This window comes from Streptomyces sp. BI87 (assembly GCF_025957665.1).
In the GTDB taxonomy this organism is placed as follows: domain Bacteria; phylum Actinomycetota; class Actinomycetes; order Streptomycetales; family Streptomycetaceae; genus Streptomyces; species Streptomyces albidoflavus.
Genome location: NZ_CP110079.1, coordinates 4123174 through 4139182, shown reverse-complemented (window position 1 = coordinate 4139182; position 16009 = coordinate 4123174). Strand labels below are relative to the sequence as shown.

The window sequence follows — 16009 nt, the reverse complement described above, 5'->3', positions numbered from 1 at the left end:
CTCACGCTCCGGCGGCGGTGACGAGGACGGCGGCGACCGCCAGGACGAGAGCACCGGCGAGGAGCACGGTGAGGTAGGTCTGCGCGTTGCCGGTCTGGCTCTTGCGGACGGCGGCACCGAGCAGCCTGGGCACGGCGGCACCCGCGCGGACGTACGTGTCGACGACCTCGCGGTCGAGGAAGGCGGCGAGCCGGGCGGCGGCCAGGGTCGGGCGGACGAAGAGGGCCCGTGCGGCGGCGTCGAGGTGGAAGCCGGCGGCGGCGTGCCGGTGGAGCGGGCCGAGCAGGAGGCGGCCCGGGTCGGCCGGGTCGGGGCGTTCGGCGAGGTCGCCGTCCTCGGGGGCGTGTCCGGTGAGCGCCTCGGTCGCCATCTCGGCCTCGGACTCGGGCTGCGGCTCCAGCGGTCCGCGCGGCCGGGCGGCGGCCAGGGCCGTGGTGTGGCGCCAGGTGCCGTAGGTGACCAGGCCGCCGACGAGGGCGAGCCCGGTGGCGAGGACCGAGGTGGTGAGGGTGGGGGCGAGGGAGGCGCCGCCGAACCAGTCGCCGAGGACGCCGTAGGCGAGGCCGAGGGCGAGGGAGGGAGCGGCGAGGACCCAGAGGATGACGTTCATGACGAGGGGCTGCGAGCTGTGGACGGGGCGTTCGGCGCCCTGGCCGTGGAAGGCGCGGAGCCAGAGCCGGGTGGCGTAGGCGGCGGTGAGGACGGCGGTCGCGAGCCCGGCGACGAGGACGATCCACCCGGCGACGACCGGGGCGGCCTCGGTGTGACCGACTGCGGCGCGTTCGGCGGCGCCGAGGACGGCTTCCTTGGAGAAGAAGCCGCTGAAGGGAGGCAGGGCGGCGAGGGCGAGCAGGGCGACGGTCATCGTCCAGTACGCGTCGGCGGCCCGCGTCCGCAGGGCGCCGGTGCGGGCCATGGCGGTCAGCGAGTTGGTCCCGGCGGCGTGGATGAGGGCGCCGGCGGCGAGGAAGAGGAGCGCCTTGAAGGCGCCGTGGGTGAGGAGGTGGAAGACGGCCGCGGACCGGTCGGCGACGGCGAGGGCAGCCGTCATGTAACCGAGCTGGCCGATGGTCGAGTAGGCGAGGACGCGTTTGATGTCGTCCTGGGCCAGGGCCGCGAGCGCCGACCCGGCCATGGTGACGGCGGCCATCAGCGCGAGGACCACGAGGGCGGCGGCGGAGGCCGTGAAGACCGGGAGGAGGCGGGCGACGAAGTAGACGCCGGCGGCGACCATCGTCGCGGCGTGGATCAGCGCGGAGACGGGCGTGGGGCCGGCCATCGCGTCGGGCAGCCAGATGTGGAGGGGGAACTGGGCCGACTTGCCGGCGACTCCGGCGAGGAGCAGCAGGGCGATGAGGGTCGGGTGGTCGAGGCCGCCGCTGCCGACCGCGTCGAGGATGCGGGTGATCCGGAAGGACCCGGTGTCGGCGGCGAGCGCGAAGAGCCCGATCAGGAAGGGGACGTCGCCGAGCTTGGTGACGAGGAAGGCCTTGAGCGAGGCGGACCGGGCCTCGGGGGTCTCCCAGTAGTGGCCGACGAGGAAGTACGAGCAGATGCCCATGACCTCCCAGCCGACCAGCAGCACGATCAGGTCGCCGGAGTAGACGACGAGCAGCATCGCGGAGGTGAAGAGGGAGACGAGCGCGGCGTACGAGGGGTAGCGCGGGTCCTCGCGCAGGTAGCCGGTGGAGTAGAGCTGCACGCAGGTGGCGACGGCGGCGACCAGCCCGGCGACGACCACGGCGAAGCCGTCCAGGTGCAGGGCGAGTTCGACGGGGACGGAGCCGGTCGGGGTCAGCTCGGTGGCGGCGTTGATCGCGGGTCCGCCGTGCTGGCGGGCGGCGACCAGGGCGGCCAGGACCGTGGCGGCCAGCGGCGGCAGGACGGCCAGCGGGCGGACGAAGCCGGGGGCGACGCGGCCGAGGGCGAGTCCCGCGAGGGCGCCGAGCAGCGGCAGGACCGGGACGAGGACGGCGAGGGTCGTGGTGGTCACCGGGCGGCCTCCGCCTTCTCGGCCGGGCTGTCGTACGGGGTGGCGGCGCGTGCCTCGTCGGCGGCGAGGGCGGCTTCGGCTGCCGTGGCCTCGGCGTCGTCGTCGGCCTCCGTCTCGGCGGTGTCGCGGAGCCGGTCGATGTCGGAGGATCCGCGGTTGCGGTAGACGAGGAGGACGATCGCGAGGCCGATGCCGATCTCGGCGGCGGCCAGGGCGATGGTGAAGAGGGTGAGCGCCTGTCCGCCGTGGAGGGTGTCGCGCAGGGTGGTGCTCAGCCAGACGTCGAAGGCGACGAGGTTGAGGTTGACGGCGTTGAGCATCAGCTCGACGGACATCAGGACGAGGATCGCGTTGCGCCGGGCGAGGAGGCCGTAGACGCCGATGGCGAAGAGGAGGGCCGACAGGACGGCCGGGTAGGCGAGATGCATCAGCGGGTCCCCTCGGGGCCGGGGGTTGCTCCGTCGCCGGAGGCGGGGGAGCCGGGGTCCTCGTCGCCCGTGCGGCGGGAGAGAACGATCGCGCCGACCAGGGCGGCGAGGAGGAGGACCGAGAGCGCTTCGAAGGGCAGGACCCAGGAGCTGAAGAGGGCCGCGCCGGTGACCTCGGTGGAGCCCTGCACGGCCTGGTCGAGGTCGATCCAGGTGGTGCGGAAGCCGTCGACGACCACCCAGACCAGGGTGGCGGCGGTGGCCAGGGCGACGGCCAGGGCGACGGGCCGGTTGCCGGAGTCGGTGTCCGGGGAGCGGCCGATGGGCGCGCGGGTCAGCATCAGTCCGAAGAGGAGGAGGACGACGACGGAACCGACGTAGATGAGGACCTGGACCCAGGCGATGAACTCGGCGGTCAGCAGCAGGTACTCGACGGCGATGCCGCCGAGGGCGACGACCAGCCAGAGGGCGGCGTGGACCAGTTGCCGGGTGGTCACGGTGAGGACGGCCGCGCCCACGGTGACCAGCCCGACGAGGAGGAAGACGACCTCGACGCCGGTCGGCGACAGGAACCCCCGGTGCTGGACGGCGTCGGCACTCTGGGCGGCCGTGGCGAGGGCTGCCGTGGTCAGGGCGGTCATCGGGCGTCGCCGTCCTCGGGCCGGTCGGACTCGGGCTGGGTGGAGCCGGGCCGGCCGGAGTCCGGCTGCGCCGCCTCGGCGGCCGCGGCGGCTTCGGCGGCCTGCTGGGCCGCGGTGCGGTCGGCGGACTTGCGGGCGGCCGCGTACTCCTTGGGCTCCTCGGCGGCGGGGACCAGGGCGGGCGGGGCCGGCACGGTCCACATCCAGTCGCGGAGCTTGTCGCGCTCGTGGGTGAGGTCGCGGATGTCGGTCTCGGCGTACTCGAACTCCGGGGACCAGAACAGCGCGTCGAAGGGGCACACCTCGATGCAGATACCGCAGTACATGCAGAGGGAGAAGTCGATGGCGAAGCGGTCCAGGACGTTGCGGCTGCGCTCGCGTCCGCCGGGGGCGGCCGGCGGCACCGTCTCCTTGTGGGAGTCGATGTAGATGCACCAGTCGGGGCATTCGCGGGCGCAGAGCATGCAGACCGTGCAGTTCTCCTCGAACAGGCCGATGACGCCGCGGGTGCGCGGCGGCAGGTCGGGCTGCACGGCGGGGTACTGGGCGGTGACGGTCTTCCTCGTCATCGTCCGCAGGGTGACGGCGAGGCCCTTGGCGAGGCCGGAGCCGGGGAAGCTGCGGCCGGAGGGCTGCGGGGACGCGGTCATTTACTGGATCGCCACCTTCACGATGCCGGTGAGCGCGATCTGCGCGAGGGCGAGCGGGACGAGGGTGGTCCAGGCGAGTTTCTGGAGCTGGTCCTCCCGCATCCGGGGGAAGCTGACCCGCAGCCAGATCACCACGAAGGCCAGGACGGCGGTCTTCAGCAGGGTCCACACCCAGCCGAGCCCGTCGGCGCCCCAGGGCCCGTGCCAGCCGCCGAGGAACAGCACGGTGGTGAGGCCGCAGAGGATCACGATGCCCGCGTACTCGGCGAGCAGGAAGAAGGCGAACCGCAGACCGGTGTACTCGGTGTACGCGCCGAAGATGATCTCCGAGTCGGCCACCGGCATGTCGAAGGGCGGCCGCTGGAGCTCGGCAAGGCCCGCCACGAAGAAGACGACCGCGCCGACGATCTGCCACGGCAGCCACCACCACTGGAAGCCGTCGAGAATCCCGCTCAGCGACACGGTCCCGGCCGCCATGGCGACGGAGGCCGCCGCGAGCAGCATCGGCAGTTCGTACGCGAGGAGCTGGGCGGCGGTGCGCAGACCGCCGAGGAGCGAGTACTTGTTGGCCGAGGCCCAGCCGCCCATGAGCGAGCCGAGCACCCCGACGCCCATCACGGCGAGGACGAAGAAGACCCCCCCGTCGACGTGGACACCGGAGCCGGACTCCCCCGGGCCGACCGGCAGCACGGCGAGGACCAGCAGGTACGGCAGGAGCGCGACGGCCGGGGCCAGCTGGAAGACCCGCCGGTCGGCCTCGGCCGGGACGATGTCCTCCTTCTGCACGAACTTGACGCCGTCGGCCATGAGCTGCGCCCAGCCGTGGAACCCGCCGGCGTACATGGGCCCGAGCCGCCCCTGCATGTGCGCCATCGTCTTGTGCTCGGCCTGCCCGACGACGAGCGGCAGCACGAGGAAGGCGACGAGGAGGACGAGCAGACGCAGCGCGACGTCGAGTACGTCGTTCATGCGGGGTCGCCTCCGGTGGGGGTGTCGTCGGCCGGGGCGTCCTCTTCGGGGCTCCGGGGCGGACGCGCGGGGTTCTCGGGTTCGGGGGCTTCGGCCTCCGGGCGCGGTGTTTCCTCGTGAGCCGGCTTGGCGTGGTGCCAGGGGGCGTCGGAGCTGCCCGCGCGGGCGGGGCGGCTGCCCGAAGCGGGGGGTCGCTGCTGCGAGGCGGAGCCGTCGGCGGCCGAGCGGTTGCGGCGGGGCCGGGCGGGCGCGGGGCGGTCCGGGGAGTCGGTGGCCGGGGCGGCCGGAGTCTCGGGTGCCGTGGGCCCGGGCGGTTCGGCCGCGCCGGTGTCAGCCGGCTCCGGGGTCGCGGGCGGCTGCTGCGAGGCGCTGCCCTGCGAGGCCGAGCGGTTGCGGCGCGGGCGGCCGGGCGCCGGGGACGCGGGCGCCTCCGGGGTGGCCGGAGCATCGGCGGGCGTGGCCGGGGCGGCCCCGGTCACTTCCTGGGGTGGGCCCGCCTGCGGGGGCGAGTCCGCCTGCTGGGGCGCCGCCTGCTGGGAGGCCGAGCCCTGCGAGGCCGAGCGGTTGCGGCGGGGGCGGGAGGGGGCCTCCGGGGTTCCGGCTGCCTCCGGGGCGCCGACGCCCGTCGGAGTCGCCCCGGCTGCCGGGGTGTCCGGGCCGCCCTGCGAGGCCGGGCCCTGCGACGCGGACCCCTCGGTCGCGGTGCGCGTCCGGCGCGGCGGCCGGGTGGCGTCGGCGGAAGCGGTGCGTCGGGCCGGGCGGGCCGGGGCGGCGGGGAGGGTGCCCTTGAGGGGGCCCCACTCGTTGGGGTCGGGGACGCCGGGCGGGAGCATCTGGCGGCGCTTGGGGCCGCCGTGGTCGGGGCCCTCGCCGGGTTCCTTGGCGCCGGGCCATGCCTTGGCGACGCGGGCGGCGAGGACGAAGTCCTTGCGCAGGGGGTGCCCTTCGAAGTTCTCGGGCAGCAGGAGCGGGTCCAGTGCGGGATGCCCGGTGAAGGAGACGCCGAACATCTCGTGCGTCTCCCGCTCGTGCCAGGCGGCGCCCGCGAACACCTCGACGGCGCTCTCCAGTACCGGCGCCTCGTGCGGCACGGTGGTGCGCAGCAGCAGCCGGCGCACCGGCGCCAGGGCGACCAGGTGGGCGGAGACCAGGAAGCCGGTGCCGGGTTCGTCGACCGCGCTGAGCCAGTCGAAGAAGGTGCAGCCGAGGACGGAACGGGCAGTGCCGAGCGCACTGGTCCAGCTCGCGGCGGGCACGTCCACCGTCAGGACGTCGTACGACTCCTCGGCGTGCGCGTCGGGGCCGAAGAGGGTGTCGGCGGGGTGCGGGAGCCAGCCGGTCACCGGTCCTCCCCCGGGGTGTCGCCCGCCGTGCCCGGTGCGGGCGGCGGAGTGACCAGGCCGCTGGTGAGAGCGGCCGTGGAGGGACGGTCGGCACGGTGTCCGTACCGTTCGCCGAGCGATTCGCGGGCGATCTTCTCCTGGAGCTTGATGATGCCCTGGAGCAGCGCCTCGGGCCGGGGCGGGCAGCCGGGCACGTACACGTCGACGGGGATGATCTGGTCGACGCCCTTGGTGACGGAGTACGAGTCCCAGTAGGGGCCGCCGCAGTTGGAGCAGGCGCCGAAGGAGATGACGTACTTCGGTTCGGGCATCTGCTCGTAGAGGCGCTTGACGGCGGGGGCCATCTTGTCGGTGACGGTGCCGGAGACGACCATCAGGTCGGCCTGGCGCGGCCCGGGGGCGAAGGGGATGACGCCCAGGCGCATGAAGTCGTGGCGGGCCATCGAGGCGGCGATGAACTCGATGGCGCAGCAGGCCAGTCCGAAATTGAAGACCCAGAGGCTGTAGCGGCGGCCCCAGTTGAGGACCACCTTCATCGGGGCGGGGGCCAGGCGGGCGAGGCCGCCGAGGCGCTGGGGTGCGGGGAGGGCCACGGGGGCGGACGCGGGGGCGTCGCCCTGGCCGGTCGCGGGGGGTGTCACGTCCATGTGAGGACGCCCTTCTTCCATGCGTACAGCAGGCCGATGGTCAGGAAGCCCAGGAAGATGAACATCTCCACGAGCGTCGTCGCCCCGTACCCGGTCTCGGCGAAGACCGTCGCCCAGGGGAAGAGGAAGATCGAGTCGACGGCGAAGATCACGTACAGGAACGCGTAGACGTAGTAGCGGACCTGGGTGTGGGCCCAGCCCTCGCCGACGGGGTCGACGCCGCACTCGTAGGTCAGCAGCTTCTCCGGCGTGGGGACCACCGGCCGCAGCAGGCGGCCCGCGCCGAAGGCGACGGCCAAGAACAGCACGCCCACGACGGCGAGCAGGCCGACGACCGCGTACGACCGGAAGTACTCCCCGGCGAGCACCGTCATGCGACGACCTCTCTCCCGCGCCCGTGTTCCCTGACGCCGTGCGTCCGACGATCTGTACGCACGGGAGTCTAGGGCCTGCTAAAGATGCGGTAAGCAGCCCGCCCGTGTCCCGGGCGGGCCGAAGGACGCCCGCGGGCCGAAGGAGGGGTGGGGTTAACCCCCGGCACGGCGACCGGCGCACCTCATGGCGGGCCGCCCCCGCTGCGGGGGACCCTGGCAGACATGAGCACACCGACCACCGAGAGCGCCCCCGGCACGTCCGGCGAGCCGACGCCTCCCCGCCCGTCCCTCGCCCTGGACGGCAGGACCTGGCGGGAGATCGCCTATCTCCTGGCCAACCTGCCGTGCACGATCGTCGGTTTCGTCTACGCGGTGACCCTGCTCGCCCTCGGCGGCGGCCTGGCCGTCACCGTGATCGGTCTGCCGCTGCTGGCGCTGGCGCTCGGCGGGGCGCGGCTGCTGGGCCGGTTCGAGCGGGGGCGCGCGCGGCGGTTGCTGGGCGTACGGGTGGACGAACCCAGCCGGCTGCCCCGGGGGAAGGGCGGCGGGCTGAGCGCGGTGTGGCAGGCGCTGCGGGACCCGGTCGGCTGGCGGGCGATGCTCTTCTCGCTGATGCGGCTGCCGTGGGGTGTCCTCACCTTCTCGCTGACGCTGGTCGGGCTGTTCGTGCTGTGGCCGGTGCTGCCGTTCCTCGTCCGGCTGCTGGCCGACGCCGACCGGGCGATGGTGCGCGGGCTGCTCTCCCCCTCCGACGAGTTGGAGCGGCGGATCGCCGAACTGGAGTCGGACCGGGGCGTGGTGGTCGACACCGCCGCGGCGGACCTGCGCAGGATCGAGCGGGATCTGCACGACGGGGCGCAGGCGCGGCTGGTCAACCTCGCGATGGGGCTGGGCCTGGCCAAGGAGAAGCTGGCCGAGGGGACGGCCGACGCGACGGTGGCGGCGATGGTCGACGAGGCGCACGGCGAGGTGAAGCTGGCCCTCCAGGAGCTGCGGGACCTGGCGCGCGGCATCCACCCGGCGGTCCTGACCGACCGGGGTCTGGGCGCCGCGCTCTCCTCGCTCGGCGGTCGGTGCACGGTTCCGGTGAAGACCGCAGTCGACCTCCCCGAGCGTCCGGCGGCGGCCATCGAGGGCATCGCCTACTTCACCGTCTCCGAACTCCTCCAGAACATCAGCAAGCACAGCGGGGCCCGCTCGGCCTCGGTCGACGTGTGGCGCACCGGCGACCGGCTCCTGCTGCGGGTGGAGGACGACGGGCGCGGGGGCGCGCGGCCGGCCGGCGGCACCGGCCTGTCCGGGCTCGCCGAACGCCTCGACGCGGTGGACGGCGTCTTCACGCTGGCCTCCCCCGAGGGCGGCCCGACGGTGGCCACGGCGGAACTCCCCTGGCGTGCCAGGCCCGCCACCGAGCAGCCCTGACGCGGGGCGCCGGCTCCCCTGCCCCGCACGGACGGGGGTAGGGAAAACCCCCGTACGAAGACCCCCACGTGCTCCATGGCTCCGCCCGGCGGGCACGGCGAAGCTGGTGAGGTCGCCGGGAGAAGGCGGTGCGGCCGGACGACCGGACGGCCGGGAGCGAGCGCGGGAGAGGGCGAACGGATGGCCACGGAGTACGGGCACACGGGCGGGGCCGGGGAGAGTTCGGCGCTCTCCCGGCCGGGGCGGGGGCAGCGGCCGCCGGCCTTCCTGGGCGGCCCGTTCGCGGCCCGGACCTGGCGCGCGTTCGGCTACATCTGGCTGAGCCTGCCGATCGCCACCGCCACCTTCGTCTACGCGGTGACGACGCTGGCGCTCGGCGCCGGCCTCCTGGTGACCTTCGTCGGCGTGCCGGTCCTGGCCCTGGGGCTCGCCGGGTGCCGGGGCATCGGCGTGCTGGAACGGGCCCGGGCGCGGGCGCTGCTGGGGGCCCGGGTGGCGGAACCGCGTCCGCTGCGGGGGCGCAAGCCGGGCGTGCTCGGCTGGATGACCTCGGTGATCAAGAGCGGCGAGTCCTGGCGCCACCTCCTCTACGCCTTCCTGCACTTCCCCTGGGCGGTGTTCACCTTCTGCCTGGCCGTGCCCGTCTGGGCGTACGGCTGGGCGATGCTGACGTACCCGCTGTGGCAGTGGGTCTTCCCCCGGTACGCGGACGTGCCCGGCATCCAGCTCTACGGGGACGAGCACCGGGAGATCTACCTCGACTCGCCCCCGGAGATCGCTCTGGCCGCCGGGATCGGCCTGGTGATGACACTGCTCGTGCCGTACCTGATCCGGGGGCTGACCACGGTGGACCGGCTGCTGGTGACGGGGCTGCTGGGGCCGTCGCGGCTGGAGCACCGGGTGTCCGAGCTGGAGTCGGACCGGGGTGTGGTGGTCGACACCGCCGCGGAGGATCTGCGGCGGATCGAGCGGGAGCTGCGCGACGGGGCGCAGGCCCGGCTGGAGGGGCTGGAGAGCGAACTGGGGCTGGCCAAGGCCAAGCTGACGCAGGACCCGGAGGCGGCGGCCCGCCTGGTGGCGGCGGCCCACGGTGAGGTGAAGTCGGTCCTCCAGGAACTGCGGGGCCTGGCCCGGGGCATCCACCCGGCGATCCTCACCGACCGGGGCCTGGGCCCGGCGCTCTCCGCCCTCGCGGCGCGGTGCCCGGTGCCGGTGCGGGTCCAGGTGGATCTGGCGGACCGCCCGGCTCCGGCGGTGGAGGGCATCGCGTACTTCGCCGTCTCCGAGCTGCTCCAGAACGTCGGCGCGCACAGCGGGGCGCGGTCGGCCCGGGTCGACGCCTGGCGCTCCGGGCCCCACCTGATGCTCCAGGTGGCGGACGACGGAACGGGCGGCGCCGATCCCGGGGCCGGGACGGGGCTCGCCTCCCTGGCACGGCGGATGGACGCGGTCGACGGCGTCCTGGTGGTCGACTCCCCGCCCGGCACCGGGACGACGGTCACGGCGGAGATTCCGTGGCGGGAGAGCTGACCACCGGGCCCGGCCGGGGCGCAGCCCGCTCCCCTGCCGCTCCCCCGCCCTTCGCGCCCACGCCCACCACGTCCCCGCCACACCCGCCCAGCTCTTCCGGCCCACCACAGCCACCCCCACCCTCGTCGTCACTCTGTGTAACCGTCCGTTCGGGGCGCTCCTCCCCGCGCCGCTCGCCGCCCACACCCGGAGGGTGGCGGTCCGGCCCGGGTTCACCCGTGCGAGCGAGGAAGTTGTCCACAATCCCCCGGCCGTCCACCGTTCCGGCCGCCCGCCGACGCGCGACGGCGTTCCCTGGGATGCTGTACGGGCCGCCGGGGCACGAGGCCGCGGCGGTCGGGGTCGACCGGGACGAGCGGGGGGCGCAGGACGTGGGTGTGCAGGGAGCAGGTGCGGTGGAGGACAAGGTGCGGGTGGTCATCGCGGAGGACTCGGTCCTGCTGCGGGAGGGGCTGACCCGGCTCCTCACCGACCGGGGACACGAGGTCGTCGCGGGGGTCGGGGACGCGCAGGCCCTGCTGAAAACCATCGACGAGCTGGGCGCGGAGGGGAACCTGCCGGACGTGGTCGTCGCCGACGTGCGGATGCCGCCCACCCATACGGACGAGGGCGTCCGGGCGGCGGTGCTGCTGCGGCAGACCCACCCGCAGGTCGGGGTCCTGGTCCTGTCGCAGTACGTGGAGGAGCAGTACGCCGTGGAGCTGCTCGCCGGGGAGACGCGGGGCGTCGGCTATCTGCTGAAGGACCGCGTGGCGGAGGTCCGGGAGTTCGTGGACGCGGTGGCGCGGGTGGCGAGGGGCGGCACGGCCCTCGATCCGGAGGTGGTGGCGCAGCTGCTGGGCCGCAGCCGGAAGCAGGACGTGCTGGCGGTCCTGACCCCCCGCGAGCGGGAGGTGCTGGAGCTGATGGCGGAGGGCCGGACCAACGCCGCCATCGCCCGCCGGCTGGTCGTGAGCGACGGCGCCGTCGAGAAGCATGTGAGCAACATCTTCCAGAAGCTCGGCCTCTCGCCGAGCGACGGCGACCACCGGAGGGTGCTGGCGGTGCTCACCTACCTGAACTCCTGACCCCCGCCGGGGCCGGTGCGGGCGTCCTGGTGGACGCCCGGGGGACGGCCCGACGGCCGGAGGACCTAGCCTTCAGGGCTGATCCAGCCCGGGACGAAAGAACCAGGTGCGCGCCGGAGCGCGGAGGCGTAAACGGGAGCGCGGATGCTTACATAGCCGTACAAAGTGCCTCGGGAAGCCGTCTCACCTGCCCGTCCATCATGCGAGCAGCCCGAGGAAGGCCACCCTTACCGACGTAGGGTGGTCCACGGGAGAGCCGACGGGCCGGCGCTTCCCTTGCTGTCCCTGCCCCGCGGCGGGGAGACCACACTGCCCCGACGGGAGGACCAGTTCCGTGACCAGCCAGGTCAGTAGCACAGCCGAGCAGGCCGACGGCGCCGTTGTCGCCGAACAGCGGCCGCCGCTGCCGGGCGCCGGTCAGGACGGCGCGTCCGGCCCGTCGCCGGAGAGCGGTCAGCAGGCCGAGGCCAAGGAGGTCCGCAAGCTGGACCGGGTGATCATCCGCTTCGCGGGCGACTCCGGCGACGGCATGCAGCTGACCGGTGACCGCTTCACCTCGGAGACGGCCTCCTTCGGCAACGACCTCTCGACCCTGCCCAACTTCCCCGCCGAGATCCGCGCCCCCGCAGGCACCCTGCCGGGCGTCTCCTCGTTCCAGCTGCACTTCGCCGACCACGACATCCTCACCCCGGGCGACGCCCCGAACGTCCTGGTCGCGATGAACCCGGCGGCGCTCAAGGCCAACATCGCGGACGTGCCGCGCGGCGCGGAGATCATCGTCAACACCGACGAGTTCACCAAGCGCGCCATGCAGAAGGTCGGGTACGCCCAGTCCCCGCTGGAGGACGGCTCGCTGGACGGCTTCAGCGTCCACCCGGTGCCGCTGACCACCCTGACGGTCGAGGCGCTCAAGGAGTTCGACCTCTCCCGCAAGGACGCCGGGCGCTCGAAGAACATGTTCGCGCTCGGGCTGCTCTCGTGGATGTACCACCGTCCGACCGAGGGCACCGAGAAGTTCCTGAAGTCGAAGTTCGCCAAGAAGCCGGACATCATGGCGGCCAACATCGCCGCCTTCCGCGCCGGGTGGAACTTCGGCGAGACCACCGAGGACTTCGCCGTCTCCTACGAGGTCGCCCCGGCCGCCTCGGCCTTCCCCACCGGCACCTACCGGAACATCTCGGGGAACCTGGCGCTCTCCTACGGCCTGGTCGCCGCCGGGCAGCAGGCCCGGCTGCCGCTGTACCTCGGCTCGTACCCGATCACGCCGGCCTCGGACATCCTGCACGAGCTGTCGAAGCACAAGAACTTCGGCGTGCGGACCTTCCAGGCCGAGGACGAGATCGCGGGCATCGGGGCCGCGCTCGGCGCCGCCTTCGGCGGGTCGCTCGCGGTGACGACGACCTCCGGCCCGGGTGTGGCGCTGAAGTCGGAGACGATCGGCCTGGCGGTCTCCCTGGAGCTGCCGCTGCTCATCGTCGACATCCAGCGCGGCGGCCCCTCCACCGGCCTGCCCACCAAGACCGAGCAGGCCGACCTGCTCCAGGCGATGTACGGCCGCAACGGCGAAGCGCCGGTCCCGGTCGTCGCCCCGCAGACCCCGGCCGACTGCTTCGACGCGGCGATCGAGGCGGCGCGGATCGCGCTGGAGTACCGGACGCCGGTCTTCCTGCTCTCCGACGGGTACCTGGCCAACGGCTCCGAGCCGTGGCGCGTCCCGGAGACCGACTCCCTGCCCGACCTGCGCACCCCGTTCGCCACGGGCCCGAACCACACGCAGGAGGACGGCACCGAGGTCTTCTGGCCGTACAAGCGCGACCCCGAGACGCTGGCCCGCCCGTGGGCCGTGCCCGGCACGGCCGGCCTGGAGCACCGCATCGGCGGCATCGAGAAGCAGGACGGCACGGGCAACATCTCCTACGACCCGGCCAACCACGAGTTCATGGTCCGCACCCGGCAGGCCAAGATCGACGGCATCGAGGTGCCGGACATCGAGGTCGACGACCCGTCCGGCGGCGCCCGCCTGCTGGTCCTCGGCTGGGGCTCGACCTACGGCCCGATCGCCGCGGCCGTGCGCCGCCTGCGGACCGACGGCGAGTACGTCGCCCAGGCCCACCTGCGCCACCTCAACCCGTTCCCGAAGAACCTCGGCGAGATCCTGAAGCGGTACGACAAGGTCGTCATCCCCGAGATGAACCTCGGCCAGCTCGCCTCGCTGATCCGGGCCAAGTACCTCGTCGACGCCCAGTCCTTCACCCAGGTGACCGGCCTGCCCTTCAAGGCCGAGCAGCTCGCCACCGCGCTCAAGGAGGCCCTCGATGGCTGACGCCACCACAGCCGCGGACGCCCCTCGCTCCTTCCAGTCGCTGTCGCTGGTGCCCAAGAGCGAGGCCAAGCAGTCCATGAAGGACTTCAAGTCCGACCAGGAGGTCCGCTGGTGCCCGGGCTGCGGCGACTACGCGGTCCTCGCCGCCGTCCAGGGCTTCATGCCGGAGCTGGGGCTGGCGAAGGAGAACATCGTCTTCGTCTCCGGCATCGGCTGCTCCTCGCGCTTCCCGTACTACATGAACACCTACGGGATGCACTCCATCCACGGCCGCGCCCCGGCCATCGCCACGGGCCTGGCCACCTCGCGCCGCGACCTGTCGGTCTGGGTGGTCACCGGTGACGGCGACGCGCTCTCCATCGGCGGCAACCACCTGATCCACGCCCTGCGCCGCAACGTCAACCTCAAGATCCTCCTCTTCAACAACCGGATCTACGGGCTGACCAAGGGCCAGTACTCGCCCACCTCCGAGGTCGGCAAGCTGACCAAGTCCTCGCCCATGGGCTCGCTGGACGCGCCGTTCAACCCGGTCTCGCTGGCGATCGGCGCCGAGGCGTCGTTCGTCGCGCGCACGGTCGACTCCGACCGCAAGCACCTCACCGAGGTGCTGCGGGCCGCCGCCGACCACCCGGGCACGGCGCTGGTGGAGATCTACCAGAACTGCAACATCTTCAACGACGGCGCCTTCGAGGTCCTCAAGGACAAGCAGCAGGCGGAGGAGGCCGTGATCCGCCTGGAGCACGGCAAGCCGATCCGCTTCGGCGTCGACCAGGCCAAGGGCGTCGTCCGCGACCCGGCCACCGGTGACCTGAAGGTCGTCGACGTCACGCCGGAGAACGAGGCGGACATCCTCGTCCACGACGCGCACAACGCCTCGCCGACGACCGCCTTCGCCCTCTCCCGGCTGGCCGACCCGGACACGCTGCACCACACGCCGATCGGCGTCTTCCGCAGCGCAGACCGCCCGGTCTACGACACCCTCATGTCCGACCAGCTGGACGAGGCCGTCGAGCGCCAGGGCCAGGGCGACCTGTCGGCCCTGCTCACAGGCAACGACACCTGGACGGTCGCGGGCTGACCCCCGCCACCACCACCTGCCACTGGCCGGGGCACGCCGCTGGGCGCGCCCCGGCCCGTCGCCGTGTCCCGGGCGGCCGCTACGGCGCCTCCGCCCGGCGCACGTCGTAGGCGACCCGCGCCGCCTCCACCTCCGGTACGCGCCCCTCGGTCCAGCGGGCGAGGGCGTGGACGAGGTCGGCGGCCTCCTGGCCGAGCGGGGTGAGGGAGTAGTCGACGCGCGGCGGGATGACCGGGTGGGCGTCGCGGTGGACGATGCCGTCCCGCTCCAGCGTCTGGAGGGTCTGCGCGAGCATCTTCTCGCTGACCCCGCCGACCGCCCGCCGCAACTCGCTGAAGCGGTAAGTCCGCTCGGCGAGCGCGGCCAGCACCAGCACCCCCCAGCGGCTCGTGACGTGCTCCAGGATCGAGCGCGAAGGGCACATCGGGCTGTTCACATCGGGCCCCGCCGGCTGCGCCACGGCCACGCCTCCCTCTCCCGGACACTTTCACTCACCCCAGTACCTTACTCCGAAGTGGGTACTTACGAATCGAAAGTGCCCGCCTTAGAGTGAGTGAGCAGGGAGCGCCCCACCACGCTCCCCCGCCCCACCACACCCCGCACTCCAAGGAGCACCCCCATGAGCACCGTCGTCACCGGAGCCACCGGATCGCTCGGCCGCCTCGTCGTGGACGAGCTGCTGCGCGGCGGCGTACCGGCCGGCCAGATCGCGGCCCTCGCCCGCGACGAGCGGAAGGCCGCCCCGCTGGCCGCGCTCGGCATCGAGGTCCGCCTCGCCGACTACGACCGACCCGAGACGCTGGAGGCCGCCTTCCACGCCGGGGACCGGGTGCTGCTCATCTCCGGCAGCGAGATCGGCCGCCGCGTCCCGCAGCACACCGCGGTCGTCGAGGCCGCGAGCCGCGCGGGCGTCGCCCAGCTCGCGTACACCAGCGTGCTCGGCGGGCCCGAGGCCGACTTCGAGCTGGCCCGCGAGCACCAGGTCACCGAGAAGCTGATCCTGGAGTCGGGCCTGCCGTACACGCTGCTGCGCAACGGCTGGTACTCCGAGGTCTACACCGAGCAGCTGGCCACCGCCCTGGAGCACGGCGCCGTCACCGGCAGCGCCCCGCGCGAGGGCCGGATCGCCTCCGCCCCGCGCGCCGACTACGCCGCCGCCGCTGCCGCCGTACTGACCGGCGAGGGCCACCTGAACACCGCGTACGAGCTGAGCGGCGACACCGCCTGGTCGCTGCCGGAGTACGCCGCCCTGGTCTCCGAGGCCACCGGGCGCGAGATCGCCTACCGCGAGATCCCGGCCGACGCCCACCTGGCGATCTTCACCGGCGCGGGCCTGCCCGAGGAACTGGCGGCGATCCTCGTCGACGTGGACCGCGCCGTCGGCCGTGGTCTGCTCGCCGCCACCCCGGGCGACCTGGCCCGCCTCATCGGCCGACCGACCACCCCGATAGCGGAGACCGTCGCCGACGCGGTGGCCGCCCTGAAGGGCTGACCAGCACTCTCCGCACCCCTCCGCCGGGACTGTCAGGACCGTATCGCGATAC

15 protein-coding genes are annotated in these 16009 nt (G+C 73.6%); 6 read left to right on the top strand and 9 right to left on the bottom strand.

From position 1 onward, the window contains the following. Window position 1: 1 nt before the first annotated feature. The 8 genes from OIM89_RS18315 to OIM89_RS18280 are packed head-to-tail and all read right to left on the bottom strand — an operon-like array spanning window position 2 to window position 7045. The gene (locus OIM89_RS18315) at window positions 2–1993 is read right to left on the bottom strand and encodes an NADH-quinone oxidoreductase subunit L (RefSeq protein WP_264491435.1); all 1992 of its coding nucleotides are present in this window, start codon (window positions 1991–1993) and stop codon (window positions 2–4) included. Beyond that, the gene (gene nuoK, locus OIM89_RS18310) at window positions 1990–2421 is read right to left on the bottom strand and encodes an NADH-quinone oxidoreductase subunit NuoK (RefSeq protein ID WP_030697586.1); all 432 of its coding nucleotides are present in this window, start codon (window positions 2419–2421) and stop codon (window positions 1990–1992) included. Before nuoK ends, OIM89_RS18315 begins: the two co-directional genes overlap by 4 nt. Then, window positions 2421–3062 (bottom strand): NADH-quinone oxidoreductase subunit J, encoded by a 642-nt coding sequence (locus OIM89_RS18305; RefSeq protein WP_238470567.1) that lies wholly within the window; start codon window positions 3060–3062, stop codon window positions 2421–2423. The genes nuoK and OIM89_RS18305 overlap by 1 nt, the downstream gene beginning before the upstream one ends. Then, on the bottom strand, window positions 3059–3712 hold the full coding sequence (locus OIM89_RS18300) for a NuoI/complex I 23 kDa subunit family protein (RefSeq protein ID WP_226965368.1): 654 nt from the start codon (window positions 3710–3712) through the stop codon (window positions 3059–3061). The genes OIM89_RS18305 and OIM89_RS18300 overlap by 4 nt, the downstream gene beginning before the upstream one ends. Further along, window positions 3713–4681, bottom strand: coding sequence for a complex I subunit 1/NuoH family protein (locus tag OIM89_RS18295; RefSeq protein ID WP_226965369.1), 969 nt, complete (start codon window positions 4679–4681; stop codon window positions 3713–3715). Then, a complete protein-coding gene (locus tag OIM89_RS18290; RefSeq protein WP_226965370.1) occupies window positions 4678–6024 on the bottom strand; it encodes an NADH-quinone oxidoreductase subunit C in 1347 nt (448 codons plus the stop codon). The genes OIM89_RS18295 and OIM89_RS18290 overlap by 4 nt, the downstream gene beginning before the upstream one ends. After that, window positions 6021–6671 carry an NADH-quinone oxidoreductase subunit B gene (locus tag OIM89_RS18285; protein ID WP_030697591.1) on the bottom strand — a complete coding sequence of 217 codons (651 nt, stop codon included), beginning with the start codon at window positions 6669–6671 and terminating at the stop codon, window positions 6021–6023. Before OIM89_RS18285 ends, OIM89_RS18290 begins: the two co-directional genes overlap by 4 nt. Beyond that, window positions 6662–7045 carry an NADH-quinone oxidoreductase subunit A gene (locus OIM89_RS18280; RefSeq protein ID WP_047464439.1) on the bottom strand — a complete coding sequence of 128 codons (384 nt, stop codon included), beginning with the start codon at window positions 7043–7045 and terminating at the stop codon, window positions 6662–6664. Before OIM89_RS18280 ends, OIM89_RS18285 begins: the two co-directional genes overlap by 10 nt. Window positions 7046–7267: 222 nt before the next feature. Here OIM89_RS18280 and OIM89_RS18275 point away from each other — a divergent pair, with 222 nt between their 5' ends. From OIM89_RS18275 to OIM89_RS18255, 5 genes are all read left to right on the top strand, one after another. Further along, window positions 7268–8467, top strand: coding sequence for a sensor histidine kinase (locus OIM89_RS18275; RefSeq protein ID WP_047464435.1), 1200 nt, complete (start codon window positions 7268–7270; stop codon window positions 8465–8467). Window positions 8468–8647: 180 nt separating this feature from the next. Then, a complete protein-coding gene (locus tag OIM89_RS18270) occupies window positions 8648–9997 on the top strand; it encodes a sensor histidine kinase (protein WP_030697593.1) in 1350 nt (449 codons plus the stop codon). A 395-nt stretch (window positions 9998–10392) separates the two neighbouring features. Further along, entirely contained in the window at window positions 10393–11064 is a 672-nt protein-coding gene (locus tag OIM89_RS18265) for a response regulator transcription factor (RefSeq protein ID WP_026048070.1), read from the top strand. Between the two features lie 334 nt (window positions 11065–11398). Beyond that, on the top strand, window positions 11399–13387 hold the full coding sequence (locus tag OIM89_RS18260) for a 2-oxoacid:acceptor oxidoreductase subunit alpha (protein ID WP_264491434.1): 1989 nt from the start codon (window positions 11399–11401) through the stop codon (window positions 13385–13387). After that, the gene (locus tag OIM89_RS18255) at window positions 13380–14465 is read left to right on the top strand and encodes a 2-oxoacid:ferredoxin oxidoreductase subunit beta (protein ID WP_030697595.1); all 1086 of its coding nucleotides are present in this window, start codon (window positions 13380–13382) and stop codon (window positions 14463–14465) included. The genes OIM89_RS18260 and OIM89_RS18255 overlap by 8 nt, the downstream gene beginning before the upstream one ends. A 79-nt stretch (window positions 14466–14544) precedes the next feature. On the opposite strand, the gene OIM89_RS18250 is transcribed toward OIM89_RS18255, so the two are convergent. Further along, on the bottom strand, window positions 14545–14889 hold the full coding sequence (locus OIM89_RS18250; protein ID WP_051727176.1) for a winged helix-turn-helix transcriptional regulator: 345 nt from the start codon (window positions 14887–14889) through the stop codon (window positions 14545–14547). A gap of 195 nt (window positions 14890–15084) precedes the next feature. Here OIM89_RS18250 and OIM89_RS18245 point away from each other — a divergent pair, with 195 nt between their 5' ends. Continuing rightward, a complete protein-coding gene (locus OIM89_RS18245) occupies window positions 15085–15957 on the top strand; it encodes an SDR family oxidoreductase (protein ID WP_047464424.1) in 873 nt (290 codons plus the stop codon). Window positions 15958–16009 lie beyond the last annotated feature (52 nt).